At 64.8% G+C, this 24,774-nt stretch carries 23 protein-coding genes; 10 read left to right on the plus strand and 13 right to left on the minus strand.

All coding sequences use genetic code 11. The annotated features are described in order from the left end of the window. Positions 1-77: 77 nt before the first annotated feature. Positions 78-755, minus strand: coding sequence for a helix-turn-helix domain-containing protein (locus EA473_RS14935; protein WP_341538995.1), 678 nt, complete (start codon positions 753-755; stop codon positions 78-80). A gap of 57 nt (positions 756-812) precedes the next feature. Here EA473_RS14935 and hutU point away from each other — a divergent pair, with 57 nt between their 5' ends. From hutU to EA473_RS14970, 7 genes are all read left to right on the plus strand, one after another. Next, positions 813-2,582: a urocanate hydratase gene (hutU, locus tag EA473_RS14940; RefSeq protein WP_124196455.1), complete on the plus strand. Its 1,770-nt coding sequence runs from the start codon at positions 813-815 to the stop codon at positions 2,580-2,582. Further along, positions 2,579-3,598, plus strand: coding sequence for a formimidoylglutamase (gene hutG / locus EA473_RS14945; RefSeq protein WP_124196456.1), 1,020 nt, complete (start codon positions 2,579-2,581; stop codon positions 3,596-3,598). Before hutU ends, hutG begins: the two co-directional genes overlap by 4 nt. After that, positions 3,591-4,865, plus strand: a complete 1,275-nt coding sequence (gene hutI, locus EA473_RS14950; RefSeq protein WP_124196457.1) for an imidazolonepropionase — start codon at positions 3,591-3,593, stop codon at positions 4,863-4,865. Before hutG ends, hutI begins: the two co-directional genes overlap by 8 nt. A 286-nt stretch (positions 4,866-5,151) precedes the next feature. Next, entirely contained in the window at positions 5,152-5,682 is a 531-nt protein-coding gene (locus tag EA473_RS14955) for a hypothetical protein (RefSeq protein WP_124196458.1), read from the plus strand. An 83-nt stretch (positions 5,683-5,765) separates the two neighbouring features. Beyond that, complete coding sequence (locus tag EA473_RS14960) at positions 5,766-6,890, plus strand: acyl-CoA dehydrogenase family protein (RefSeq protein ID WP_124196459.1); 1,125 nt, start codon at positions 5,766-5,768, stop codon at positions 6,888-6,890. 102 nt (positions 6,891-6,992) lie between these two features. Then, on the plus strand, positions 6,993-8,693 hold the full coding sequence (locus tag EA473_RS14965; RefSeq protein ID WP_124196460.1) for an acyl-CoA mutase large subunit family protein: 1,701 nt from the start codon (positions 6,993-6,995) through the stop codon (positions 8,691-8,693). Between the two features lie 186 nt (positions 8,694-8,879). Continuing rightward, on the plus strand, positions 8,880-9,668 hold the full coding sequence (locus tag EA473_RS14970; RefSeq protein WP_124196461.1) for an SDR family oxidoreductase: 789 nt from the start codon (positions 8,880-8,882) through the stop codon (positions 9,666-9,668). A 186-nt stretch (positions 9,669-9,854) separates the two neighbouring features. Here EA473_RS14970 and EA473_RS14975 read toward each other — a convergent pair whose 3' ends face one another. From EA473_RS14975 to EA473_RS14985, 3 genes are all read right to left on the minus strand, one after another. Next, on the minus strand, positions 9,855-10,343 hold the full coding sequence (locus tag EA473_RS14975) for a hypothetical protein (protein ID WP_124196462.1): 489 nt from the start codon (positions 10,341-10,343) through the stop codon (positions 9,855-9,857). 174 nt (positions 10,344-10,517) lie between these two features. Then, positions 10,518-11,645: a pyruvate dehydrogenase (acetyl-transferring) E1 component subunit alpha gene (gene pdhA, locus EA473_RS14980; RefSeq protein ID WP_124196463.1), complete on the minus strand. Its 1,128-nt coding sequence runs from the start codon at positions 11,643-11,645 to the stop codon at positions 10,518-10,520. Between the two features lie 258 nt (positions 11,646-11,903). Further along, positions 11,904-12,851: a mannonate dehydratase gene (locus tag EA473_RS14985; RefSeq protein ID WP_124196464.1), complete on the minus strand. Its 948-nt coding sequence runs from the start codon at positions 12,849-12,851 to the stop codon at positions 11,904-11,906. Positions 12,852-13,137: 286 nt separating this feature from the next. Here EA473_RS14985 and EA473_RS14990 point away from each other — a divergent pair, with 286 nt between their 5' ends. Beyond that, entirely contained in the window at positions 13,138-13,353 is a 216-nt protein-coding gene (locus EA473_RS14990) for a hypothetical protein (RefSeq protein WP_124196465.1), read from the plus strand. Positions 13,354-13,356: 3 nt separating this feature from the next. Here the strand turns inward: EA473_RS14990 and EA473_RS14995 are convergent, their stop codons facing one another. From EA473_RS14995 to EA473_RS15010, 4 genes are all read right to left on the minus strand, one after another. After that, complete coding sequence (locus EA473_RS14995; RefSeq protein WP_124196466.1) at positions 13,357-15,009, minus strand: spermidine synthase; 1,653 nt, start codon at positions 15,007-15,009, stop codon at positions 13,357-13,359. Positions 15,010-15,394: 385 nt separating this feature from the next. Then, a complete protein-coding gene (locus EA473_RS15000) occupies positions 15,395-16,126 on the minus strand; it encodes a hypothetical protein (RefSeq protein WP_124196467.1) in 732 nt (243 codons plus the stop codon). Positions 16,127-16,339: 213 nt separating this feature from the next. Then, complete coding sequence (locus EA473_RS15005) at positions 16,340-17,566, minus strand: molybdopterin molybdotransferase MoeA (RefSeq protein ID WP_124196468.1); 1,227 nt, start codon at positions 17,564-17,566, stop codon at positions 16,340-16,342. A gap of 444 nt (positions 17,567-18,010) precedes the next feature. Next, positions 18,011-19,210 carry a redox-regulated ATPase YchF gene (locus EA473_RS15010; RefSeq protein ID WP_124196469.1) on the minus strand — a complete coding sequence of 400 codons (1,200 nt, stop codon included), beginning with the start codon at positions 19,208-19,210 and terminating at the stop codon, positions 18,011-18,013. A gap of 360 nt (positions 19,211-19,570) precedes the next feature. Between EA473_RS15010 and EA473_RS15015 the strand changes: the two genes are divergently transcribed. Continuing rightward, complete coding sequence (locus EA473_RS15015) at positions 19,571-19,933, plus strand: hypothetical protein (protein WP_124196470.1); 363 nt, start codon at positions 19,571-19,573, stop codon at positions 19,931-19,933. A gap of 6 nt (positions 19,934-19,939) precedes the next feature. Here the strand turns inward: EA473_RS15015 and EA473_RS15020 are convergent, their stop codons facing one another. The 5 genes from EA473_RS15020 to surE form a co-directional block, all read right to left on the minus strand. Further along, the gene (locus EA473_RS15020) at positions 19,940-20,218 is read right to left on the minus strand and encodes a hypothetical protein (protein ID WP_124196471.1); all 279 of its coding nucleotides are present in this window, start codon (positions 20,216-20,218) and stop codon (positions 19,940-19,942) included. 90 nt (positions 20,219-20,308) lie between these two features. Further along, the gene (locus tag EA473_RS15025; protein ID WP_124196472.1) at positions 20,309-21,415 is read right to left on the minus strand and encodes a pyridoxal-phosphate-dependent aminotransferase family protein; all 1,107 of its coding nucleotides are present in this window, start codon (positions 21,413-21,415) and stop codon (positions 20,309-20,311) included. Between the two features lie 102 nt (positions 21,416-21,517). Next, the gene (locus EA473_RS15030) at positions 21,518-22,189 is read right to left on the minus strand and encodes a class I SAM-dependent methyltransferase (RefSeq protein ID WP_124196473.1); all 672 of its coding nucleotides are present in this window, start codon (positions 22,187-22,189) and stop codon (positions 21,518-21,520) included. Between the two features lie 76 nt (positions 22,190-22,265). Continuing rightward, positions 22,266-23,012 (minus strand): DUF2103 domain-containing protein, encoded by a 747-nt coding sequence (locus EA473_RS15035; RefSeq protein WP_124196474.1) that lies wholly within the window; start codon positions 23,010-23,012, stop codon positions 22,266-22,268. Between the two features lie 125 nt (positions 23,013-23,137). Then, complete coding sequence (gene surE / locus EA473_RS15040; protein WP_124196475.1) at positions 23,138-24,004, minus strand: 5'/3'-nucleotidase SurE; 867 nt, start codon at positions 24,002-24,004, stop codon at positions 23,138-23,140. A 274-nt stretch (positions 24,005-24,278) separates the two neighbouring features. On the opposite strand from surE, the gene EA473_RS15045 reads away from it, so the two are divergent. Beyond that, positions 24,279-24,662 carry an FxLYD domain-containing protein gene (locus EA473_RS15045; RefSeq protein WP_124196476.1) on the plus strand — a complete coding sequence of 128 codons (384 nt, stop codon included), beginning with the start codon at positions 24,279-24,281 and terminating at the stop codon, positions 24,660-24,662. Positions 24,663-24,774 lie beyond the last annotated feature (112 nt).

Consider the following 24,774-nt stretch of genomic DNA (forward strand, 5'->3'; position numbering starts at 1 on the left):
ACGGATTGCTGTCACTGTGTACCGGGGCGACCGGGTGCCGTCCTGCGGTCCTCGGAAATAACTCACAGTAAACCGTCTCAGGAGATGTGCGTGGCGAGGGACGTGATGAGTTTCCGTTCCGCTCGTCGTAGGTGGTCTTCGGCCGTCCGACGGCTGATACCGAGTTCGGCGGCCAGCGCGTCCGTCGTCGTCTCCCTGGGCAGTTCGTAGTAACCGTTTTCGACGGCCGAAAGAAGCGTCTCTCGCTGGCGGGACGTGAGGTCTGGAACGACGTCCTCGAGGCCGAACAGTTGTGAGGACGACGTCGGAAACCGAATCTCGCCTTTCGAACGGACGTCGACGTCGAGTTCGTCGGCGTGAAGTCCCTCGTAGACGTCCGTGAGCGCGCGCGAGTCGAGTGCGAGGATGCGACAGATCTTCCGGCCGTTTTCGTATCGGATCGGTGGTAAAAGGAGGCAATTGTTCCGTCGCATATACGTTTCGATGGTCGCCTCGTCGTTCGCTTTCAGACACGAACTCGTCACAAGCAACGTTTCGTCCGTCCCGTCGAGTCGCTCCTCGAGGCCGACCTCCGACTCGACCCGGTCGGTGACGGGGTCGACGGCCGGTCCGCTCACGTAGAGGAGGTCGGCGTGCTCGTTACACCACAGTTCGATTCGACAGTCCGCCTCTCTCGTCGACTCGGTGTACGGCCCCGAGTCACGAATGCTGAACGTGGCCTCGTACACGTGCCAGCGATAGACGGGATCGCACATAAACCCCACTCCGAACGGAGCCGTCCCCGTCTTGAGTAGAGACGTCGTCTACTGCCTATGGCAACCGAATCGAACCGCGACGACTCCACCGCGCCGAGCGAACAGTGGCGCGAGTATCAGGGTGCTCCCACGGGGACGGATCGTGAGTGTCGGGGCTGGCGACAGGAAGCCGCGTTCCGCCTGCTCAACAACAACCTCGACCCGGAGGTCGCCGAGAAACCCGAAGAGTTGATCGTCTACGGTGGCACCGGTCGTGCGGCGCGATCGTGGGACGCATACGACGCGATCCTCGAGGAGCTTCGGGAACTCGCCGCCGACGAAACGTTGCTGGTCCAGTCGGGCAAGCCCGTCGGTCGGTTTCGAACCCACGAACGCGCACCGCGGGTACTGATCGCCAACTCCAACCTCGTCGGCAACTGGGACACCTGGGAGCACTTCCACGAACTCGAAGCCGAGGGGCTGATCATGTACGGGCAGATGACCGCCGGATCGTGGGCGTACATCGGCACACAGGGGATCCTCCAGGGGACCTTCGAGACGCTCGCGGAACTGGCTCGCCAGGAGTTCGACGGGGATCTCGAGGGGCGGATCGTCGTCACCGGCGGGCTCGGCGGAATGGGGGGTGCACAACCGCTCGCGGTCACGATGAATCGCGGCGTCTGTCTCGCCGCCGAAGTCGACGGAGACCGGATCGATCGGCGGGTGGAAACCGGCTACTGCATGGAGCGGATCGACGATCTCGCCGAGGCGATAGACCGGTGTCAGGCGGCCGCCGCTGCGAGTGAGCCCTACAGCGTCGGCGTCCGGATCAACGCCGCCGATCTGCTCGAGGGGCTGCTCGAACGCGGGTTCGTCCCGGACGTGGTTACCGATCAGACGAGCGCCCACGACGCCCTCGAGGGGTACTATCCGTCGGGATACGCAGTCGAAGAGGCCGATCGGCTCCGTGAGCAAGACCCCGAGCGCTACGTCGGGGAGTCCCTCGAGACGATGGAGCGCCACGTCGACGGGATCCTCTCGTTGCAGGATCGGGGAGCGATCGCCTTCGAGTACGGCAACAACATCCGCGGGCAAGTACGCGAGGAGCGCGGAATGGAGTCGGCGTTCGACTTCCCCGGATTCGTCCCCGCGTACATCCGCCCGCAGTTCTGTCGAGGGAAGGGCCCGTTCCGGTGGCTCGCACTGTCGGGCGACCCCGAAGACATCCACCGGACCGACGAGGCGGTTCTCGAACTGTTTCCCGAGAAGGATCACCTTCGCCGCTGGATCGAACTCGCCCAGGAGCGGGTCCAGTTCCAGGGGCTGCCGAGTCGGGTCTGCTGGCTCGGGTACGAAACGGACGACTCCGATGGGCGGTACGAACGGCCGGACGACCAGCGGGGGGAACTGACCGAACGCGCGCGCTTTGCCCTCCGGATCAACGACCTCGTCGCCGACGGCGAGATCACTGCGCCGATCGTCGTCACTCGAGACCACCTCGATGCGGGAAGCGTCGCCAGCCCGAACCGCGAGACCGAGGACATGAAAGACGGGACGGACGCCGTCGCGGACTGGCCGATACTCAATGCCCTGCTCAACTGCGCCGCCGGGGCGGACATCGTCAGCGTTCACGACGGCGGCGGCGTCGGTATCGGTAACGCGGTCCACGCGAACAACCACGTCGTGCTGGACGGGACCGACCTCGCAGCCGAGAAGGCGGCCGCGGTGTTCACCACCGACCCAGGGAGCGGCGTAATCCGTCACGCCGACGCCGGCTACGAGGACGCACTCGAGGAAGCCGAGCGATCGGGCGTTCGGATTCCCATGCGGGAGGCGAGCGGAGAATGAACCCTCCATCCACCAACCGCGGACTCGACGGCGAGCGTGGGGAGGAACCCGCGTTCAGCCGTCCCGACTGGGAGGGGTGGCGCGGCTCCTCGAGCGATCCGAACGACAGACAGTTCGGCGACGGTATCGAGGCCGTCGATCCCGGGAGAGCCGACGACTGCGACGTCGTCCTCGTCGGCGAACCCTACGACGGTGCCGTGATCGGCCGACGGGGGGCACGCGAAGGACCCGCCGCGATTCGTCGCTCGCTCGCCGGCGTGAAGACCGCCCACCTGACCGCGGGAGATCCGACTCTCGACGCGAACGGCGACGGGGAACCATCGCAAGTCCGAATCGGCGACCTGGGCGACCTCGAGTTGCCCGACGGGAGCGTTTCCGAGGTCCACGACTGGATCCGCGACGTCGCCAAATGGGTTCACGATTCGAGTGCAGTTCCGGTATTCCTCGGCGGCGACAACTCGCTTTCCGCACCCAACGTCTCGCCGCTGCTCTCGACGGGGAACGTCGCGGTCGTCAACCTCGACGCACATCTCGACTGTCGCGAACTCCGCGACGGGCCGACCAGCGGGACGCCCTACCGGCAACTGCTCGAGGCCGGCCTCGAGACGTACGTCCCCGTCGGTGTGCGCCACTTCGAGACCTCGAGTCCGTACGTCGAGTTCGTCCAGGAGCGGGGCGGGACGATCGTTCCCGCCGACGCGTTCGAGGGTGGCGTCGACGACGTTGCGGCAACCGTCAGGGACGCGGTCGGCAATATCGATCACCTCTACCTGAGCGTCGACTGTGACGTCCTGGACGCGACGGCTGCACCCGGGGTCAGCGCCCCCACGCCTGGTGGCCTCTCGACCCGCGAACTGTTCGCGCTGGTATCCGCGCTCGCGGCGAACGATCGACTCGCCGGACTCGAGGTCGTCGAGTGTGCACCGCCGCTCGAGACGGGCGGACGTACCGTCGACGCGGCGGCGCGGACGATCGCACACGGAGTGGCCGGTTATCTGGGTGATCGCGATGACTGAGTCGCAGTACGGCATCGTCTACGGTGCGAACGAACTGGTCGTCGGGCCGGACGAGACGGTGACGACTTCCGGCGACGGCCCAAGGGACGAACTCGCGGCGACCGAACCCGGCCCGCTGCGACTCGAGGGCGAGGGCGCGGTCGTCTTCGAGGACGGGCGCGTCGTTGCGGTCGGGGACGGCGACGAACTCGCCCGGGAGTATCCACCCGAAAACGCGGAAACTGCCGTCGACGCGGACGGTGGCTGTGTCCTCCCCGGCTTCGTCGATCCACACACGCACGCGGTATTCGCGGGGGATCGGTCGGACGAGTTCGCGGCGAAGCTCAGGGGAAAGAGCTACCAGAAGATTCTCGCCGAGGGCGGCGGCATTCTGCGGACGGTTCGGGCGGTTCGAGAGACGCCCGAGGACGACCTCGTCGCGGACCTGTGTGAGCGCCTCGACGCAATGCTCGCACGCGGAACGACGACGGTAGAGGTCAAATCGGGCTACGGCCTCGACGTCGAGACCGAACTAAAAACTCTCTCGGCGATCGACCGCGCCGATCGGAGCCACCCCGTCGACGTCGTCCCGACGTTTATGGGTGCTCACGCGGTCCCGGGCGGGAGCGACGCCGAGCGCTACACCGACCGCGTGATCGAGGAGCAACTGCCAGCAGTCGCCGACCAGGGAATCGCCGAGTTCTGCGACGTCTTCTGTGAGGAGGACGTGTTCTCGGTCGAGCAATCCCGTCGGATCCTCGAGGCCGGCACCGAGTACGGACTGACGCCGAAGATCCACACCGACGAGTTCGCGAACCTCGGCGGGACGCGACTCGCCGCTGACGTCTCGGCCGCGAGCGCCGATCACCTCCTCCAGTCGACGGACGCGGATATCGATGCGCTCCTCTCCGAGGACGTCACACCGGTACTGCTGCCCGGCACTGCCTTCGGACTCGGCGGCGAGTACCCGGATCTCGAGCCCTACCGCGAGCGCGATGCGGTCCCCGCGATCGGGACTGACTTCAACCCGAACTGCTACGCGCTGAGCATGGGCTTTGCCGCGACGCTGGCCTGCGTCGGGGTCGGTATGACTCCGGCAGAGGCGGTCCTCGGGATCACCGCCCACGGTGCCGCCGCGCTCGATCGTGAGGGGGGGCTCGGGACCCTCGAGGTCGGATCACCGGCCGATCTCGTCGTTCTCGACGCGCCGACGCACGCGCATCTCCCTTACAGGTACGACGTCGACGCGGTCGAGTCGGTACTCAAAGGCGGTGACGTCGTGAGCTGATGGCGGCAATCGCCAGCGCTGCCGGATTCGCGGTCGGGGCGACCGAAGTCGTCTCGGTCGGTGAGTTGCCACCCTCGACTGATAGGGATTATCGTAGGAGTTCATAGTTTCCCGCTGAAGAACCGAGACACAGTGTCGAGGGCCCGGTTCCGAGACCTCCGGGAGGCTACGATAATCCCTATGAAACCTCCGGTCGACGACGACCGTCGGACGGAGTCGACGTCGATATCCGCCCCCGGCTGTTGCAGGCAGTAGCTGCTTGCCTCGAGTGCTGGAACCGGAGCGTATGGCTCCCAGGTTTTCACTGGAGGATCGTGGCAAATCCGTCGTGAACGCGACCGGCGAACTGATCGGAACGATCACGGCCGTCGACGAGGACGTTGCCCACGTTCGGCCGGCGGAGGGAATCGTCGACACGATCAAATCCTCGCTCGGCTGGGACAGCAACGCGGACGTGACGATGCCGCTCGAGCGCGAGTGGGTCGCCGAGATCACCGACGAGACGGTTCGACTCGAGGGAGAACACCTCTCGGGAAACCGGGCGGAGACGGATCCGAAAACGGGCGAGACCGACCACGATCGGATCGACGACGCGACATCCGACGAGGCCACGAATCGCGGTCTCGAGGGCGACCCGACCGAATTGACCGAGGACGACTCCGGGTTCGAACTGCATCCCGACGATGTGGACGGGCGGACGGACGCCGAAGTCGACCCGGAGGACGCGAGCGCTCGAGCCGACGCCGAAGTCGATCCGATCCCGGAATCGTCCGGATCGACCGCTGACGAGCGATCCGGTTCGGAAAACGACCGATAGCTCTTTCTCTGACATCTCCCGTGGCGAGCCGTCGGCCACGACCCCGTCGCCAAATTTACTACGCCGGTCCGAATAGCTATGCCATGGAACGGTCAGGAGAGCGAGAACTCGTTCGGGAGACGGTCCGCGAGTTCGTACAGCGGGAGGTCGAACCCGCCGTCTCGGCGGCCGACGAGACTCAGACGTTCCCGGAAGACGTCTGGGACGGACTCGCCGAAATCGGCATTACCGGGCTGACGATTCCCGAGGAGTACGGCGGCTTCGACGCCGACCGGGTGACCGAAAGCGTCGTCAACGAGGAACTCGCCGCCGGCCACCTCTCGGTCGCGACGGCGCTGTCGGTCCACTGTCTCGCCACGTCGTGTATCAGGGAGTTCGGCTCCGAGCGCCACCGGGAGGAGTGGCTGCCCGCGATGGCCGAGGGCCGACCGGTCGGCGCGTTCGCCCTCTCGGAGGCCGACGCCGGCTCGAACCCCGCCGAGATGACCACGGAGGCCCGCCTCGAGGGCGACGAGTACGTCATCGACGGGCAAAAACAGTGGATCACGAACGGCGAGCGATCGGGTGTGGTGATCCTCTTTGCGAAGGTCGACCGGGACGAGTCAGACACCATCACCCAGTTTCTCGTTCCGAAAGACGCCGACGGCCTCGAGGTGGGCAAGAAGGAGGACAAACTCGGGCTCCGAGCGAGCGACACGACATCGCTGATCCTCGAGGGGGTACGAATTCCCGAGGAGAACCGACTGACCGACGTCGGCGACGGTCTGAAGGCGGCGTTCTCGACGTTGACTGGCGGCCGGATCGCGATCGCGAGTCAGGCAGTCGGCGTGGCGCGGGCCGCTCTCGAGGACGCACTCGCATACGCCGAGGAGCGCGAGCAGTTCGGCCGGCCGATCGGCGACCACCAGGCGATCGCGCACAAACTCGCCGACATGGGGACGAACGTGCAGGCGGCGCGGTTGCTCGCCCGGGACGCCGCCCGAAAGAACGAGGACGACGTCGATCCGATGGCCGCGAGCATGGCGAAGTACTTCGCGAGCGAGGCGGCCGTCGACGTCGCCAACGAGGCGGTCCAGATCCACGGCGGCTACGGCTACACGACCGACTTCGACGTCGAGCGCTACTACCGCGACGCAAAGATTACGACGATCTACGAGGGAACCACGGAGATCCAGAAAGAGGTCATCGCGCGGCATCTGAAATCCTGAGACGGAGTCTTCCTGTCTCCTCTCGGAGTCTTCCTGTCCCCTCTCTTTGATATATTGAATCTGGCACGAAGACTTTAGACTGCCGACGCCGATACTCGTGACATGTTCGATCAGGACGACCTCGAGGGGATCCGCAACCGGCGCGAGCAGTGGGAAGCGGAGACGCTCGAGCCGTTTCTGGAGCGCCACGGCGAGCGCAAAGAGCGGTTCGCGACGGTGTCGAACCACGAGGTCGATCGGCTCTACACGCCCGAGGACGTCTCGGACCTCGAGTACGAGGAGGACCTCGGGTTCCCCGGCGAGCCGCCGTACACGCGGGGGCCGTATCCGACGATGTACCGCGGGCGGACGTGGACGATGCGCCAGTTCGCCGGTTTCGGGACCGCAGAGGAGACCAACGAGCGCTTTCACTACCTCATCGATCAGGGACAGACCGGCCTCTCGACGGCGTTCGACATGCCCTCGCTGATGGGGATCGACTCCGATCACCGGATGAGCGAGGGCGAAGTCGGCAAGGAGGGCGTCGCCGTCGACACGCTTCGGGACATGGAAATCCTCTTCGAGGGCATCGACCTGGGCGAGGTGTCGACGTCGTTTACGATCAATCCCTCCGCACCGGTCGTCTACGCGATGTACATCGCGCTGGCCGACCAGCAAGGGGTTCCCCGCGAGGAGATCCGGGGGACCCTCCAGAACGATATGCTCAAGGAGTTCATCGCCCAGAAGGAGTGGGTGATTCCGCCCGGCCCCTCCCTCGACGTTGTCACGGACACCATCGAGTTCGCCGTCGAGGAGACGCCGAAGTTCCACCCGATCTCGATCTCGGGATACCACATCCGGGAGGCGGGGTCGACCGCCGCACAGGAAGCCGCCTTCACGCTCGCCGACGGCTTCGCCTACGTCGAGGACTGCCTCGAGCGCGGCCTCGAGATCGACGAGTTCGCGCCGCTGCTGTCGTTTTTCTTCAACTCGCACAACTCGATCTTCGAGGAAATCGCGAAGTTCCGGGCGGCCCGGCGCGTCTACGCCACCGTCATGGAGGATCGCTACGACGCGGCGGCCCCGGAGTCGAGACGGATGAAGTTCCACACGCAGACGGCCGGCCAGTCGCTGACCGCCCAGCAGCCGCTTACCAACGTCGTTCGCGTCACCATCCAGGCGCTGGCCGGCGTCCTCGGCGGAACGCAGTCGCTTCACACCAACAGCTTCGACGAGGCGCTCGCGCTCCCGACCGAGAAGGCGGTCCGCGTCGCGCTCCGGACCCAGCAGATCATCGCGGAGGAGTCCGGCGCGGCGGACATCGTCGATCCGATGGGTGGGAGTTTCGCGATCGAGTCCCTGACGAACGAGATGGAAGCATCGATCATGGAGTACCTCGCGGAAATCGAGGAGATGGGCGACGGCTCGATCCGCGACGGCGTACTCGAGGGGATCGAGCAGGGCTACTTCCACCGCGAGATCCAGGACGCGAGCTACGAGTACCAACGGCGGGTCGAACGCGGCGAGGAGGTCGTCGTCGGCGTCAACCGGTACACGATCGAGGAAGACACCTCGCCGGAGATCCTCGAGATCGACGAGACGACCCGCGACCGCCAGCTCGATCGCCTCGAGCGCGTCAAGGCCGAACGCGACGACGGCGCGGTCGAGGCGGCCCTCGACGCGCTGTCTGCAGCCGTCGAGGCGGAGGAAAACGTGATGCCGTCGATCGTCGACGCGGTGAAAGCCTACGCCACGATGGGCGAGATCATGCAGGTCCTCGAGGACCACCACGGAACGTACCAGGAGACGATCAGCCCGGTCTGATGCGGTCTGCTGTCAGTCGTGCCGATGAAACCGCGAACCGTCTGCGATTGTGCTGGGAGACCGGTACACCAGCCCGTGTGAGCGTCGACTGGGCGTGAGCCATCGTCGTCTTTCCCATCCGCCCGATCCGGAACGAATTGCCGCCATGGAGATCTTTTGGACCATTCAGCCGGGAGTAGAGACGAGATGGATCTCGGAATCGACGGCAACGCGGCGCTCGTAACGGCATCCTCGAGTGGACTCGGGAAAGCCGCGGCGACGGCGCTCGCCCGCGAAGGCGCGAACGTCGTCGTCAACGGGAGAGACGAGGATCGGCTCGCGGCGGCGAAAGCGGATATCGAGAAGGTGGCGACCGGCGAGGTACTCGCCCTGCAAGGCGATATCACGGAGGCGGACGACGTCGAACGACTGGTCGAGACGACCGTCGACGAGTTCGGCGGCCTCGATCACCTCGTCACCAGCGCCGGCGGTCCGCCGTCGGGCCCGTTCCTCGAAACCGACGACGAGGACTGGTACGACGCGTACGACCTGCTGGTGATGAGCGTGGTCCGCCTCGCGCGGGAGGCTGAACCCCACTTGCGCGAGGGCGACGGCGGATCGATCGTGACGATCACCTCCCTGAGCGTGAAGGAGGCCGTCGACAGCCTCGTACTGTCGAACTCGGTTCGAATGGGCGTCATCGGGCTCGAAAAGACGATTTCTCGAGAGTTCGCACCCGACGTGCGAGCGAACGCGGTGTTGCCCGGCTCCCACGAGACCAGCCGGATCAGCGAACTCGTCGATCAGGCGGTCGACCGCGGCGAGTACGACTCCTACGAGGCGGGTCTCGAGGACTGGGTGGACAACCCACTCGGGCGAATCGGCGACCCGATGGAACTCGGTAACACCGTGGCGTTTCTCTGTTCACCGGCGGCCGGGTTCGTAAACGGCGAGAGCGTCGTGGTCGACGGCGGAGCGGCGGGATCGAACCTCTGATACGGATCGGTATACCGATTTCCGGTGGGGCCGCGACTCGTCTCGGGTTCTATCGGAAAAGACAGCCAGCGGACCGTGTGATACGGTCGATTCGTGATCCCCTTCATACGGTTTACTGTCAGTCCTTACCGGCGCATCCGCGACCAGAGCGGCGGGTGCGCCGGTAAACAGTGACAGTAATCCGTATCAGGACGGCGTTCCGATCTCGAAGATCTCCTCGTGCAGACTCTCGGCGAGGTGGTCGAGGTTCTCCTCCGCTTCGGACGCGTCCATCGAGTCGCCGACGCCCTGCCACTGTACGGAGAGGCGAGCGATCGGAACGAGCGCGACGCCGCCGACGGTGACCGTTCCGGCGGACGTTCGGATCTCCCACTCGGTTCGCATCCCCTCGGACGTTCTCGTGACGTCGTCGATCTCGACGCCGGCCTCGATCCACCGCTCGAGGAGTCCGTCGGTGATCCGGCGCAGTTTCCGCTCGCCGAGAGCGTGGACGACGACGCCGGCTCCCGCGAGAACGACGAACGCGACGGCGGCAAACGCGACGCCGCCGTAGGGAACGTTCACCGACGCCGCGAGAGCTGCGATCACGCCGACGAATCCGAGAATCCGGATATCGAACGCGTTTGGCACCGTTCCGTTCCAGTTTGTCTCCCGGGACGGCTGCTCGAGTTGCATACGTTGCGGTTCAGTCCAGGATCGGGGTAGAAGTTCCCCTGTCCAGATGTTCCCTTTAAGAGAGAGCGATCGGCGATCGCGTCCGGCGGTCGTCGTACGGACCGTTGGAAGTCGTTGCCGGTGGGATCGCAAGACGGTCGCGGGTGCGCCGGCAACGACGTAAAGCAATCCGTATCAGTCGTCTTCGAGCAGTTCTCCGTCGCCGTGGTCCTCCCGGAGCGACGCCAGGTACGCCCGTTGGTCCTCGAGTCGCGGCGTCGGGTTATCGTACGTGTGTTCGAACATCTCCCGTGGGTCGGGATCGGCCGATTCGGCCCGCTCGATCAGTTTCGAGAGCGTCTCCTCGAGGTCGGCTTCCATCGTCTCGATCCACTCGTCGTCGACGATCCAGCGATCACGGAGGTAGGATTCGAAGCGGTCGATCGGATCCCGATCGCGCCAGCGCTCGAGTTCCGCCTCGTCGCGGTAGACCGACGGATCGTCGGCGGTCGTGTGGGCACCGAACCGATACTGGACCGCCTCGACGAGCGTGGGCCGGAGTCGATCGCCGCCGGGATCGAGAGCCTTCGCTCGAGCGCCTTTCGTGACCGCGTACGTCGCGAGCGGATCCATGCCATCGACCTGAACGCCCTCGAACCCGTAAGCGCGGGCTTTCTGGGCGAACGTCGCGCTCGCGGTCTGGCGCTCGCTCGGTACCGAAATCGCCCACTGGTTGTTGTGACAGAAGAAGATCGTCGGCGTGTCGAAGACGCCGGCGAAGTTCATCGCCTCGTGGAAGTCACCTTCGGAGGTCGCGCCGTCGCCGAAGTGGACGACGGTCGCGTTCTCGCCGCCGTCGAGCTTTTCGGCCCAGGACCAGCCGACGGCGTGTGGGAGGTGGCTGCCGATCGAGATGTTAAGCGGGAAGACGTTGACGTCGGCGAGTCCGGCGTTTCCCGATTCGTGCCCCATCCAGTACGCCAGATACTCCCACGGAAGGCCCCGAGAGACGACCGCGCCGTGCTCGCGGTACTGGTAGGAGATCGTATCGTCGTCGGCGAGCGCGTACGTCGATCCGATCTGGGATCCCTCCTGACCCGCGAGAGAGGCGTACGTCCCCATCCGACCCTGTCGCTGGAGGCTGATCATCCGCTCGTCGAACCGACGAGAGAAACGCATATCGCGGTACATCGAGCGCAGCGTCTCCGGCTCGAGGTCGGGTTCGAGCTCCGGCGACACGACGTTTCCCTCGGCGTCGAGCACCTGGATCCGGTCGTCAGGATCTCGGCCGACGAGGTCGAACTCGAGGGCGTCTCGTGACATGCGTGGTTTCTCGGACGCACAACACATAACTATAGCTGTCGACAGATCGCGACCTCCGACAGGGATCGTGAAGCGTCTCTGTACACATCGACATCGTCGCCGATACTACAGGAGCGATCGTGGCTCGAGGGAGGACGAATTGGCAGCGTTTTCCGTAACCGAAGCGGCATCTCTGTGTGTCTGGGTACAAAGACCGCTCCGTTGATGGATCGGGTGAGCGAAATATGTCTGCTGGTCACTCAGGACTTCGGGGTAGTCTCACTCGAGTAATCCCTTCATGTACCCGGCGGCGAAGAGTTTTCCAGTGATGTGGTAGCCGGGGATCGAGTTGTCCTCGCCTTCCATCGTGGGAACGTGGTCCGGACGGATGGGGCCGTCGAATCCGACGTCGCGGTAGGCGTCGATCGCGGCCTGCATGTCGGTCGGCCCGTCGTCGTGCCACGTTTCGACGAAGGAGTCGCCGTCGCCCTCGACGTCCCGGAAGTGGACGAAGTTGATTCGATCCCCGAAGTGGCGAATCGTCTCCGGAATATCGACCCCCATCGCCGCGAAGTTTCCCTGACAGAACGTCAGGCCGTTAGACGGCGAATCGACGATCTCGAGGACGCGATCGTACGCCTCGACGCTGCCGACGATCCGGGGCATTCCGCGCACTTCCTCGCGGGGTGGATCGTCGGGGTGAAGACCGAGTTTGACCCCCGCTTCCTCGGCGACGGGAACGACCCGTTCGAGGAAGTACTCCAGGTTCTTCCAGAGGTCGTCCGCGGTCGTCGTCTCGGCCGCAGCTGGGGTCGATCCCCGCCGCATCAGGTCGTCGTCGTACGAGCTCGTCAGCGATCCGCCCCGAGCAGGCGTCGTCGTCGACGTTCGAGCCCAGCGGATCCCGGCCATCCAGTCGTAACAGACGACGTCGACGCCCAGTTCGCCGAGGTTACGAAGCAGACGGCAAAACTCCTCGATCTCCTCGTCGCGACCGTCGAGTGCGAGTCTGGTCGTGTCCGTAAGCGGGACGCTTCCCTCGAACGCCGCGGGTTCGAGGCCGTAATCTCGGTATCTCGAGGTCAACGCCAGCAGTTCGTCGAACCTCGAGGGGCGGGTCCCGTCTCCGATCTCGAGGGAGTGGAACACGGCGTGGTCGACGCCGGCCTGTCTGGCGAGCGCCCACCGGTCGTCCGGTTCGGGAGGGAGAACTAACGAGATGTCCATCTGGTGCTCGAGAGTGGGTTTGCGATCTCTTAGACCTTTTCTTCGGCGGCCATCGTCCGGGCCGGCTGCGTCGTCGGGCGTTACCGACGTCGGCGACGTATCGGCTTCTCGAGAACGGAGAGTCGACAGCCTGGTGTATGGAAGGATGGTCGGGGCAGTTGGGGATACAGTGGATGGCCGAGCATCAAATCGTATATCGTTTCACTCCACGTATGATTTAAAGCCCCAATCGATGAAGCGGGAGATACATCCCTCGAGAACGGTACAGTATCGGCATCGAGACTGTATGACTCGAGAAAACGTCGGTGATACGCGGTGGGGATGGTGTTGTCCGCACTGTAACAGGGACGTGGACGTCGTCAAAGACCCCTCGACCGACACGTTCCGGTGGGAGTGTCCCGGAGAGGCGTGTCGTGCCGTCGGGTTCGGGTTTTCGTCCCGTCGGCAGGCCAGAATCGCGCTGTTGAGCTACCGAAAACGGTACGAGAACACGTACCGGTGATCGTTACGCTCGCCGAGCGAGGGACGGACGGTCCGGTCCGGGAGTCGTTGCCGGAGCAGAATCCGCCTCGAGCACCGGTTCGGGGTCCGGTTCGTCGGAACTAGCTGGTTCCCCGTCGGGGGTTTCTTCGATGACGTACCGCTGGCCGAGCATCGGATCGAGGAGTCCGTCGACGCCGCCCCTGTCGTCGCGAAGAACCGGCGCGTCACTCGTGTCGGGATCGCTCATGTAGTTGTCGACCGCCCCCTCGAGATTGACCCCGAGGTCACGCTCGGCGTTCCGTTCCGCGAAATCGGCCCGAGTGAAGTCGGTTTCGGATTTCGTCGCGACGAGTTGTACGTTCTGGACGCTGTTGGCGTCTGACGTGCGGAAACTGTAGACGTCGGGGAACGTCGTCTCCATGGTCCGGTACTGGGCGTGGTAGAACTCCGATCCCGAACCGCTCGGCGAGGAGACGACGTTCGCGTACAGGACGCCGTCGTCGCTCAGTCGATCCGACGCGAGTTCCATGAACTCCGTCGTCGTGAGGTGAAACGGGACCTGGTCCTGTTTGTAGGCGTCGAGGACGATCACGTCGTACGTCTGGTCGTTGTCTCTGAGAAACTGTCTCCCATCCTCGGCGTGAACGTTCAGGTCCTCTCCACGCTCGAGGCCGAAGTACTCCTCGGCGGCGTCGGTCACCGCCGGATCGATCTCGACGACGTCGACCGTCGCGTCGTAGCGCTGAGCGAAGTCCTGGGGACCGGTGTACCCGCCACCCCCCACGAACAGAACCCGATCTACGTCTTCGTGATCGTCGACCGCGAGCATCGAGAGGTGAAAGTACTTCGTGTACGTGAAGACGTGTCGGTCGGGATTCGTGAGGTCTGTCGCGCTGTGGCGAGAGCCGTCGAGGTACATCGTTCGGACGTCGCCGTCGTCGACGATCTCGAGGTGCTGGTGGGCGGTGTCGGCCTCGTAGACGACGTCGCCGCGGTGATCGAGCGCGACCGGACCGGCCCCGGCCGCGACGACGAGCATGGCGGCGACGAGGACGCTCGCAACCGTCGGTCCGCGGGGAAACGCGGGGAACATGAGCCCGAGGGCCGTCGCGACGAGGATCAGTCCGAACAACAGTCCGATCGTATCGATCGTCATCGCGGGAATGAGGACGAACGTCGTCGCTCCGGAGCCGACGATGCTGCCGATCGTGCCGAGGGCGTAGACGTGGCCCGACGCTTCACCGGTTCCCTGTTTGTCCGAGAGTTCGGCCGCGTACGGGCTGACAAATCCGAGCAAATAGGTTGGCGGCCCGAACAGTACGATGACTGCCGGCAGTGAGGCGTACCGTGGGGGTAACGCGAGCGTCGACGTGGTCGAGAGCAGGAGATCGCTCGCGTAGATTACGACACCAACGTAAACGGCGGTCGCGAGCATGATCCAGCTCATCTGTCGGTTCGTTGCCAGCGCCGCGCGTTTCCCGCCCTGCCAGTAGCCGAGGCTCAGTGCGATCAGAAAGACCGTCAGAATGCCGCCGACCGTGTAGATGTGGCTGCCGAACTGGGGTGCGACGATCCGGACGGCCAGAATCTCGAGGCCCATACTGGTGACCCCGGAGACGAACACCGCGAGTTCCGGTTTCGTAGGCCGATACGTCGCGAGCGACCGTCCGTCCATACCGTACCAAACCAGTCTTCGGTTGAGTACCTGTTGTTTCGACGTGCTCTGCAGGTGCCGGATCGACTGATACGGATTGCTGTTACTGTGTGCCGGAGTGACCGAGCGTCGCCCCGCGGCGCTCCGGTACTAACGTACAGTAAACCGTATGACGCCCGGTCGAATCAGCACGACCACCGGCGCTCGTGCCGATATCGTCGTGTTACCTGCTCTCTCGGAAGATCACAGCACCGCCCGTACGACCGGGCTGACCTCGCTATCCACGCCTTCCCGATTTCGACCCTGCGGCGCTGTAGCACGAGTACGGTCGTCGGCGTCTCTCGTCGGGACTCGACGCGTTCGCTCATCGGCTCATCTATAGATGACAGTTGACTGCCAGTACAGATCAGATTCCGAGCCGATCGCCGAACCGACGAAACCGACCGCCCGACGGCTCGACGTCTTCCGTCTCCCAGTGGACGAACACCGGTTCGAGTTCCGCCCCCGGACTCGAGACGAACGCTTTTCGTTCCGGCGCGGCGACCGCGACGCGGATCGTGTACCTGCCGTTGTATCCGAGCTTCAACAGGCGTCGCTCGGAGAACCGCTCGACGAACGTCGTGACGTTTTCGGGAAGATCGGGTGCGATCACGACGAACGTAAACGTCGTGCTGTAGTGATCCGCGTTCGCGTCGATCCACTCGACGGCGAGTTCGTGGCCGAGCGTGATCAGCGACTCGAGTCGATCCTGGGTCACCCGCGGCTCTCGAGTCACGAACAGGTGTTCGTACGCTTCGTGGTGAGCGTCGGTCACCACGGGGTGGAGAACATGTTTCGAACTCTCGATCTGTGACTTCCCGTAGAGATCGAACCGCTCGGCACCGACGACCCTGTCTCTCTCGAGATCGTAGTTTGTAGACAGGCGGTCGGCGACCCGATCGACGTACTCACCCTCCCAGTCGGAGAGGTCCTCTGCCCCACCGAGACTGGCCTCGTCGGTCACGTCGTCTCCATCCGTAGAGACCGGTTCGTCGACCCCCTCGCTCGGTCCGGCGTCTTCGGCCGGTTCTCGAGAGAACCGGTCGGCCACGCTCCCGTTCGGTTCGGTATCGGTCCCGTCGGCAGGTCGGTCGGTCATGGTACGATCTCGCTGCCGTTGGGTTTCGAGCAAGAGCACTTAAAGCGTGCGCCGCTTGCGCGAAGAATCGGTCGTCCGAATCGGCGGTCAGACGAACGGCAGTACCGGCTGCCACTGGTGGCACACTACTCGCAATCCGGGACCCCCGTTCCCGACGTTTCGCTCACGGCTCCCGCTGATCGCCGTTCGATGGACGGGATCGAAACCGGATCGTTACTCGAGGACGGGATACGGGATGACCGACACCGTTTCCCCCTGCTCGAGGGGGGATTTCGTGACGACGACGCCGTCGGCGTTGCTCGCCCGTGTGCTCGAAGAGAGGACGCTCGGATCGAACTGGCGGTCGTAGACGGAAAGCGGCGAGTCGGCGTGGCCGAGCCCGGTGGCCACAGAGCCGTCGTCCTCCCCCTCGAGCAGGACGGGAATGACGTACTCGAATCCCTCGGGCCCGAGTTCGACGTCGTGGGTCATCGTCGCGTCGACCGTCGCCAGCGCGGTCTCGCCCCTGAAAAACGGCCGCATCACGAGCGTCGAGATCGTGTGCGCGCCGATGGGTTTGCCCGGAATCGCGAACGCGACGGCGTCGTGGTCGGGCATGGTCGCCATCGCGATGGGCTTGCCGGGGCGGATGCGAACGCGGTGAAACGAGACCTCGCCGAGCGAGTCGAGAGCGCGGACGACGTGATCCTTGTGGCCGACGCTCGTCCCGCCGGTCGTCACCACGACGTCGTACTCGCTCGCGAGGCGATCGATGGCGGACTCGACGCGGTCGTACTCGTCGGGGACGCTTCCCTCGTAGGTGGCCTCGTGGCCCCACGAGCGCACCAGTCCGGCGAGCATGTCCGAATCGAGATCGGCGATCCGGCCCTCGTGGATCTCCGTACCGGTCGCGAGTACACCCGTCGAAAACCGCTCGTAGACGGGGACGGTCTCGCGTCCCAGGTCGCCCAGCAGGATCGCGTCCTTGGGCGACAGTCGTTCACCCCGTTCGAACAGCGTCTCCCCCGCCGAAAGGTTGCTCCCGCGCTCGTAGGTGTACGTTCCTGGCTCGAGTTCTACGCCCCGAAGCAGGCCGTCCTCGACCGACGATTCTTCGCGTTTGAGCACCGCGTTCGCCTCCGGCGGGAGCGGTGCGCCGGTCGCGATCGCCACCGCCTCCCCGGAGTCGATGGAGGGCGGTTCGTCCTCCGGAAACACCTCTTCGTCGACGAGCGCTAGGGGGTAGTCGTCCGTCGCGTCGAAGGCGTAGCCGTCCATCGTCGCACGATCGTGTGCCGGAACGTCGTAGTCGGCGACGATCGGTTCCGCGAGTGTCCGGCCACCGATCGCGTCGAGGGAGACCGATTCGGCCCTGTGTGACGAGAGGACGGCCGACCGCCGCTCCAGCACGAGTTCCGTCGCCTCGCTGCGCCAACGCATCTCGTCGTGTCCGTGGTCCATAGCGGCGTATTGGTCGGACCGTCAGTTGAATCATGCGGTGTGTGGACCCGGGAACATATCTGTGTGGACTATATGAGTCACCTATGTCATATCGGAATGTATGAGTCGTCGTACCTGTCGATCGAAATCGAACTCGACCCCGACAAAACTCGAGTCACGACGAACCAGTCGTGCGGTAGGTGGCTTCTGTACGGCCGGTTCGATTCGATAGCGAAATCGTTCAATTCGGGGTCCGCGTTCGAACGTGCTCCGGCACCCGAAACATCGACGTGATCGTCGAAGGAACTACTCGAGGTAGACAGCGACGGTAAGCGATTGCGATCGCTCGTAGCGGTCAGTTTCTGTGCGTGAGTCGAGAACGAACACGCGGCGGGGAGTACTGGAATCTATACTGTCGAAATCCTTCTAAATACGGTTTATAGTATAATAACTGGTAAATTTGATTCAGTTGGTCGTAATGACTTCGATCACGTCCCGAGGCTGGACCTCGTAGTCCTTGCCCAGTTGGCGGTTGCTCCGACAGTCGATCGCGTGCAAGAACCCGTCACCGATGTCGGAGTGGAGGCTGTACGCGAAGTCCTCCGCACTCGAGTTCGGCGGGATCAGGTAACAGTCGGGAAGTACCTCGCCGCGCTCGTTTCCGAGACCGTTCGCCCCGCCGGGAAACACCGGTGTGACGCCGAGTACGTCGAACAGCGCGGCCTCGAGCGCCGCCTGGATGCCCGTCGCGCCGTAGTCGTCGAGAAAGTCGCGGATCTGCTCGAGGCCCTCCTCCTGTTCGTCGGAGACGTCGCCGCTGATGGCGAAGTCGTCGTCTCCGGGTCGGTAGTCGACGACGCCCGCCTTGTCGGCGGATTTGAGCGCTTTCTCGGCGTGGGCGCTACAGGGAACGATCGTGAGGTGATCGTAGTCGGGGTCGGCCGTGATCTCCTCGTAGTTCGCCTGTGCTTCGGGCGTGTCCATCTTGTTCGCCGCGATCAGCATCGGCTTGGTCTCCATCCGGATCTCGCGGGCGAGTGCGAGTTTGTCCGCCTCGTCCCACTCGTCGGGATCGAAGCCGACGTCGGTCCGGCGGATGAGCCGCTTGATCTCGTCTTCGTTCGTCTTGAACGCGCTCATCTGAGTGGCGAGTTCCTCCTCGATAGCGTCGTCCTCGGTGGTGTACCCCGACTCGTAGCGTTCGATCCCCTTCTCTAAGACGCCGAGATACCACTGGTCGAGTTCCTCCTCTAAGAACGCGATGTCCTCGCGCGGGTCGTGGCCTTCGGTGGGTTCGCCCTCGAGGTCGGTCGTCCCCGAGAAGTCGACGACGTGGACGAGGACGTCGGTTTCGTTCAGGTCGGTGAGAAACTGATTCCCGAGGCCGTTACCCTCGTGGGCGCCGGGGATGAGCCCTGCGACGTCGACGAGTTTCGTCGGGACGAAGCGGGTGCCGTCGGCACAGAAGCCGACGTTCGGCGTACACTCCTCGTCGAACTCGGGTGCCGCACAGTCGACGCGAACGTACGCCTCGCCGACGCTCGGATCGATCGTCGTAAACGGGTAGGCCCCCTCGGGCACGTCGTTCATCGTCGCCGCGTTGAAAAAGGAGGACTTGCCGACGGAGGGTTTGCCGACGAGTCCGATCCGGAAATCCGTACTCATTACTCGTCTCTGGGATGGCCCGCCTAAACGGGTTACTGTCTGCGGGCACATTGGTGTGCGATCACGTGGCTTATCGGACAGTTGTCGTTCATACTGTCGGACAGAACTATTTGAAGATCGGTTGCTCTCCTGCGGTCGTCTCCGATGGCGACGGCCGCGAATTTGCGACCTCACTGACTTCTGTCCGACAGTATCAGTACCGGTGATCGCCGACCTCATCCGGACAATCAGCGCTAAAAGACGACATCGATCCGAATCAGCCGACTCGCGGACGAGACCGAACCGGTTACTCGTCGATACCGTCATCAAACAGTGACAGTCTGCACGACTTATTTGTAAGCCGCTGTGGATGTTGGTCGTATGAGCTCCGACACCGATCCCGTGCCGACTGCCAAACCACTACCGCGGCCCGACGAACCGGACCGCGACGACCGAGCGTCGGTCGGCTGCGACGCGGTCGTTCCCGAAACCGACGAGTCGGGGCGGGACGACGACGATCCGTCGCCAGCCTCGAGCGCTTCGCGCGACGGCTCCGGAGTCGCTCGCTGTGGGACCTGCGGGGCGGCGATCGGTCCTCGAGCGTACCGACTCAGCAGAATCGTGACGGACGGAACCGAGACGACCGCGACTCACTACTGCAGCAAGACCTGTTTCCCGGACGAGTCGACGCTCGAGCGCGAGGAGTCGTCCCGTCGGTCACGCGACTGGTCGTACTGTCGGTGACGCCGGTTAGCTCGCGATTGCCTTCCAGCTCCAGCCGGCGATCGCGACGACGATCACCGCGAGGACGACGAACGCACCCCACTGCTGCGTTTCGGTCGTCGCGACCGGCGCGAAGACGTCGACGAGCCCCGTCGCCTGCATCAGCGCGATCACGACCAACAGCATCGCGAGTATCGAGACGACCGCGATCCCGACCCAGTTGCGAGCCATCCGCTGCCCCTCCTTCTCGGCCTCCTGCTTGTCAGTCGTGGGCGTCTCGGTCGGCTCTCGATCGGGTTCGGACATACCCGTACTTGGATCGGCGGGAGGGAAACCGTTCCACCTGCAGACTCCGGGCCGCGAGGTCGCCGGGCTGGGCGATCGATCACGGGGCCGTCACTCGAGGACGGCCGCGAGCGCGTCCATCGCCCGGTCGACGCGTTCGACGCGCGCGTTGTGGCCCATGTGGCCGATCCGAAGAACGTCGTCCTCGTGGTCGCCGAGCCCGGTGGCCAGCGCCACGCCGTGTTCCTCGAGGATCGTCCGCTGGAGGTCGCCCGCGTCGTCGACCGCGAGCGCGGTCACCGTCGGCGAGCAGTCGTTCTCGTCTGCCGGAAACGGCTCGAGGCCGAGTTCCGCGGCCCGTTCGCGACAGCGTCGAGCGGCCGCCTCGTGGCGCTCGAACACTGATTCCATGCCTTCCTCGAGCAACAGATCGGCGGCCGCGTCGAGACCGGCGAGGTTGGCGGTGAGGTGGGTGTAGGGGAACCACTCGTCCTCGACGGCGGTCCGCCAGGGCTCGAGATCGGTGTAGAACGTGGCGTTCTCGACGGACTCCATCCGGTTCCAGGCGCGGTCGCTGATCGAGCAGATCGTCAGTCCCGGCGGCGCGCTGAAGCACTTCTGGCTGCCGCCGATACAGACGTCGATCGACTCGGTCGGAACCGGAGCGCCGCCGAGCGACGAGACCGCGTCGACGATCGAGACGACGCCGCGGTCCTCGAGGAGTTCGAGGATCTCCTCGAGGCCGTTCAGCGTCCCCGTCGGCGTCTCGCAGTGGACCATCGTCGCGACGTCGTAGTCGGCGTCGGCGAGTTCGTCCGCGACGGCGTCGGCCGAGAGCGTTTCGTCGTCCGGGACGCGACAGGTGACGGCCTCGCCGCCGTTGGACTCGACGAAGTCGGCGAACCCGTCGCCGTAGGTGCCGTTCGAGAGACATAGCACTCGATCTCCCTCCCCGACCAGCGAGGCGACGGCCGCCTCGAGGCCGAGGATACCTTCGCCGCCGAGGACGACGAGGTCCATCCCCGCGTCGCCAGTTCCGGTCGGCGCGCCGGCCGCGTCCGCCCGGAAGATGCGCTCGAGTTTGTCGAGCAGTTCCCGGTACGACTCGAAGTAGTCGGGCTCGACGTCGGGGTTGGGCATCGGCTCGGCCATTCGATCCCGAATTGCGTCCGGTATCTCCGTCGGTCCCGGCGTCATCCGCAGTCTCTCGGATCCCATGGCTACACCGCGGACCGCCGGGACGATAAATTCGATCCCGACGCGTCGTCCCGGCCTCCGTCGGTTCCGATTCGGATGGAGCGTCGCCGGCAGCGGTTCGTATCAACCCAGCAGACGCGCCCCGGAACCCGTTCTGGTCAGCGTCCCGCGGACGAACGGGGTCACCGGAAAGACGCCGAATCGGACGCGTTCGACCTCCTCGAGCGCGAAGGCGTCGTGGGAAACGAATCGGGGAACCGTCTCGCGGTTCAGGTGACAGCCACCCGCGGCGCGCGTCCAGAGCGGATCCAGCAGGTCCTGGCCCCGCCCGCGCCAGCCGCCGGCGCGGACGTGCTCGAGGAATCGAAACTCGCCCCCGGGCTTCAGCACGCGCGCAGCCTCCTCGAGTGCGGCGTCGGGGTCCTCGATCGTACAGAACACGAGCGACGCGATGACGAGGTCGAAACTCCCGTCGGGGTACGGAAGCGACTCGGCGCGAGCACCCCGGATGTCGACCGCGAAGTCGCCGTCCCGAGCGGCCTCGACTGCCCGCCGGCGCATGTGTGGATCGGGTTCGATCGCGTGGTACTCGACGTTCTCGCCGGCGACGTACGGAAACATCGCGCCGTCGCCGGCACCGATCTCGAGGACCCGGCCCGAGAGGTCCCGCGCGAGCCACTCACGGTGCGATCGCAACAGAAGCGCGTTCGGCAGCAGGTCGTAGACAGCGGCGAACGCGGGGTGAGAGATCTCGCGGTCGGTCCGGCTCGAGGCTCGAGCGCTCCGGTCAGCCATACGCGTCTCGAGGACGGCCCAGCCGGTAACCGTTTCCCCGTCGGTGGCGGGATCACTGGAATTCGGTGTTCGTGAACTACTGGAACTCGGCGTTCGTGAGAACGTCGTTGAGATCGTCGCGGATCCGTTCGCCCATCTCGCGATCTCTGGCCGTCGTCACCACACGGTTCTCCTGTACGCTCGAGCCGTCCCGGAGGAGCATGCGAACGTTTCCGCCGTCGTCGGCACGCGTGACTTTCGCTCGGAGTCCCGATTGGGATCCCGTTCCGCCGGCGTCGATGGGACCCGGAATGACCTTCTTGACGTGTGGGTGGTCGGCGACGATGTGAATCGCCCGAATTCCCGTCCGGCCGCCGATGAGCGTCGAGTGGCTCCCGCCGATCTTCTCGGCCGGTGGCGTCTCGACGACGTCCAGTGCACGGTTCCCTCGGCGTTCGAGGACGGTCTCGACGGGATCGTCGCCGTCGACGCGGTAGAACGGATGGTGGACCTGTTCGCGAACGGTTCGGATTACCGGCCGCGTGCCGCCGGCGTAGACCTCTTCGGGTCGTTTGCGCCGTATCTCGTCGCCGATCCGCCCTGCGAAGTTTCGGAGTTCGACGGTCTCGTTTTCGCCGTCTTCCGGCGTCGTCGTGATCGTCGTTTCCCCGATCACCGGGCTCTCGTCGTCCCGAATCGTTTCGTCGTCCTCGTCCGCGAGCATCGTCAGCGTCGCCCGATCGCGTCCCGCTTCGAGAACGATCGTCTCCGTGTTTGCCTCCCGACAGACCAGGCAAAAGTCGCCGGGCTTCTCGAGCGGCGACGCACAATGACGACACTCCATACCGGGAATTGTCGACCGAACTGTAAAACCAACGCGTTTCGATCCGGGAGCGGGTAACCGATCGCCACGACGAGGACGGTACGGGTGCCGACTCGCGCTATGACCCTTCAAGGGTCGGATCGCCGCTACAGAATCCCCTCGAGTACGTTCCTGACGGGAGGCGTGTCGACCACCTCGTAGGGGATCCGCAGGGGTGAAATCGAAACGTTGCCCTCGAGTAGCGCGTGTCGATCGGTATCCGGTGGATCGGGAATGTCGCGGTTCGCCATCTGCTGCCAGAGACGGTTGGTCAGCCGAAACTGCCCGTCCTCGAGGGTCGCGTCCATCTCGTAGACGTCGGTCGGCCGGGTGATTTCGAGGCTCGGAGACGACTGATCGGGGCGCGGGACGTTGACGTTCAGATAGTCGATCCGGTCGAACAGTCCCGTACCGGGTGCGGCGTCGACGATTGAAGCAGTTAACTCCCCCGCTCGGGAGAATTCCGCCGGCGAGAGGGTCTCGTCGTAGCCGAGCGTGTCCATCGAGACCGCGATCGAGGGCACGCCGAGAAACGCTGCCTCCATCGCGGCGCTTACCGTCCCCGAGCGAGCGAGCACGTACGCGCCGAGGTTGGCCCCGTCGTTGCAACCGGAGACGACGAGATCAGGCGCGGGATCCAGGGCGTTGACGCCGACGATCGCGCAGTCACAGGGCGTTCCGTCGACCGCGTAGCCGAGTTCGTGATCCGTATGCGGTACCGGCGACGTGAACGCCGCTTCGGCCATGTCGATCGACGACGTTCGGTTTTCGGCGGAGTCCGTATCCTCGTCGGGGCTCGCCGACTCCACCCGGCCGTAAGACAGCGACCGTCCGACTGCGCTGCGATCGCGGTCCGGTGCGACGACGGTGACCGACCCGACCGAGGAGAGTGCGTCGAAGAGGCCACGAATCCCCGGCGCGTCGATCCCGTCGTCGTTCGTCAGGAGGATTTCCGGTTCCGATGGCAGGTCCATGCGAGTGCGTACGGGCTCGTGCAGGATACGCGTACCTGTCCGAGGACGCCCCCGGACGGCTCCCCGTCTGTAGATCCAGATGGACCGCCGCCTGCATGAATCGACCAGTATGGACGCACACTACCCACGAATACGATCGAAGATGCGTACTGACAGCACCCGAGGATACGTGCTGACAGCACCTTTCGACCGAGTGCCAGTCGGCGCACCACGAGTCTCCGCCGCCGGTGATCGTGCAGAACGCTCAAGACTCGCCCGACCGAACGGTGAACAGATGCATCGTCGCGCGTTCCTCTCGCTTGCGATCCTGTTCCCGGGGTGTCTCGAGTACATCGATGGAAACGGAGAGGAGATCACGGAACCGGGCGACGTCGAAGTCATCTGGTCCGATCTCCTGCGTGACGACCCCGGAACCGAGGACGAACGCGTCTACGTGTGGGGCGTCGTTCGAAACGTGGGTGAACGAACGCTGAACTACGTCGAGATCCGGGCGACGTTTTACGACGAGGAGGGAGAGGAACTCGAGAGCGTCATCGAGAACGTCGACGAGGACGTCACCTCCGGCGAGGAGTGGTCCTTCGAGGTGGAGTTTCCGGATTTCGGCGAGCGAGCGGCGGCCGTCGCGACGTACGAACTCGAGCCGGCGACGGGAGTCTGATGGGGTCACAGGGGCGAAACACACGGACCACGAGCCGACTCGCAAACACGCCGGCGGATCCGACGACGGCGACGCCGGGCCAGATCCGGTGACGATGCGCCCGGCGAGCGAA

Origin of the sequence: Natrarchaeobius chitinivorans (assembly GCF_003841505.1) — an archaeon.
GTDB lineage: Archaea > Halobacteriota > Halobacteria > Halobacteriales > Natrialbaceae > Natrarchaeobius > Natrarchaeobius chitinivorans.

Excerpts from the sequence above, each read along its gene's own strand:
- EA473_RS14935 (WP_341538995.1), bottom strand. The coding sequence starts at position 755 with ATGTGCGATCCCGTCTATCGCTGGCACGTGTACGAGGCCACGTTCAGC.
- hutU (WP_124196455.1), top strand. The coding sequence starts at position 813 with ATGGCAACCGAATCGAACCGCGACGACTCCACCGCGCCGAGCGAACAG.
- hutG (WP_124196456.1), top strand. The coding sequence starts at position 2,579 with ATGAACCCTCCATCCACCAACCGCGGACTCGACGGCGAGCGTGGGGAG.
- hutI (WP_124196457.1), top strand. The coding sequence starts at position 3,591 with ATGACTGAGTCGCAGTACGGCATCGTCTACGGTGCGAACGAACTGGTC.
- EA473_RS14955 (WP_124196458.1), top strand. The coding sequence starts at position 5,152 with ATGGCTCCCAGGTTTTCACTGGAGGATCGTGGCAAATCCGTCGTGAAC.
- EA473_RS14960 (WP_124196459.1), top strand. The coding sequence starts at position 5,766 with ATGGAACGGTCAGGAGAGCGAGAACTCGTTCGGGAGACGGTCCGCGAG.
- EA473_RS14965 (WP_124196460.1), top strand. The coding sequence starts at position 6,993 with ATGTTCGATCAGGACGACCTCGAGGGGATCCGCAACCGGCGCGAGCAG.
- EA473_RS14970 (WP_124196461.1), top strand. The coding sequence starts at position 8,880 with ATGGATCTCGGAATCGACGGCAACGCGGCGCTCGTAACGGCATCCTCG.
- EA473_RS14975 (WP_124196462.1), bottom strand. The coding sequence starts at position 10,343 with ATGCAACTCGAGCAGCCGTCCCGGGAGACAAACTGGAACGGAACGGTG.
- pdhA (WP_124196463.1), bottom strand. The coding sequence starts at position 11,645 with ATGTCACGAGACGCCCTCGAGTTCGACCTCGTCGGCCGAGATCCTGAC.
- EA473_RS14985 (WP_124196464.1), bottom strand. The coding sequence starts at position 12,851 with ATGGACATCTCGTTAGTTCTCCCTCCCGAACCGGACGACCGGTGGGCG.
- EA473_RS14990 (WP_124196465.1), top strand. The coding sequence starts at position 13,138 with ATGACTCGAGAAAACGTCGGTGATACGCGGTGGGGATGGTGTTGTCCG.
- EA473_RS14995 (WP_124196466.1), bottom strand. The coding sequence starts at position 15,009 with ATGGACGGACGGTCGCTCGCGACGTATCGGCCTACGAAACCGGAACTC.
- EA473_RS15000 (WP_124196467.1), bottom strand. The coding sequence starts at position 16,126 with ATGACCGACCGACCTGCCGACGGGACCGATACCGAACCGAACGGGAGC.
- EA473_RS15005 (WP_124196468.1), bottom strand. The coding sequence starts at position 17,566 with ATGGACCACGGACACGACGAGATGCGTTGGCGCAGCGAGGCGACGGAA.
- EA473_RS15010 (WP_124196469.1), bottom strand. The coding sequence starts at position 19,210 with ATGAGTACGGATTTCCGGATCGGACTCGTCGGCAAACCCTCCGTCGGC.
- EA473_RS15015 (WP_124196470.1), top strand. The coding sequence starts at position 19,571 with ATGAGCTCCGACACCGATCCCGTGCCGACTGCCAAACCACTACCGCGG.
- EA473_RS15020 (WP_124196471.1), bottom strand. The coding sequence starts at position 20,218 with ATGTCCGAACCCGATCGAGAGCCGACCGAGACGCCCACGACTGACAAG.
- EA473_RS15025 (WP_124196472.1), bottom strand. The coding sequence starts at position 21,415 with ATGGGATCCGAGAGACTGCGGATGACGCCGGGACCGACGGAGATACCG.
- EA473_RS15030 (WP_124196473.1), bottom strand. The coding sequence starts at position 22,189 with ATGGCTGACCGGAGCGCTCGAGCCTCGAGCCGGACCGACCGCGAGATC.
- EA473_RS15035 (WP_124196474.1), bottom strand. The coding sequence starts at position 23,012 with ATGGAGTGTCGTCATTGTGCGTCGCCGCTCGAGAAGCCCGGCGACTTT.
- surE (WP_124196475.1), bottom strand. The coding sequence starts at position 24,004 with ATGGACCTGCCATCGGAACCGGAAATCCTCCTGACGAACGACGACGGG.
- EA473_RS15045 (WP_124196476.1), top strand. The coding sequence starts at position 24,279 with ATGCATCGTCGCGCGTTCCTCTCGCTTGCGATCCTGTTCCCGGGGTGT.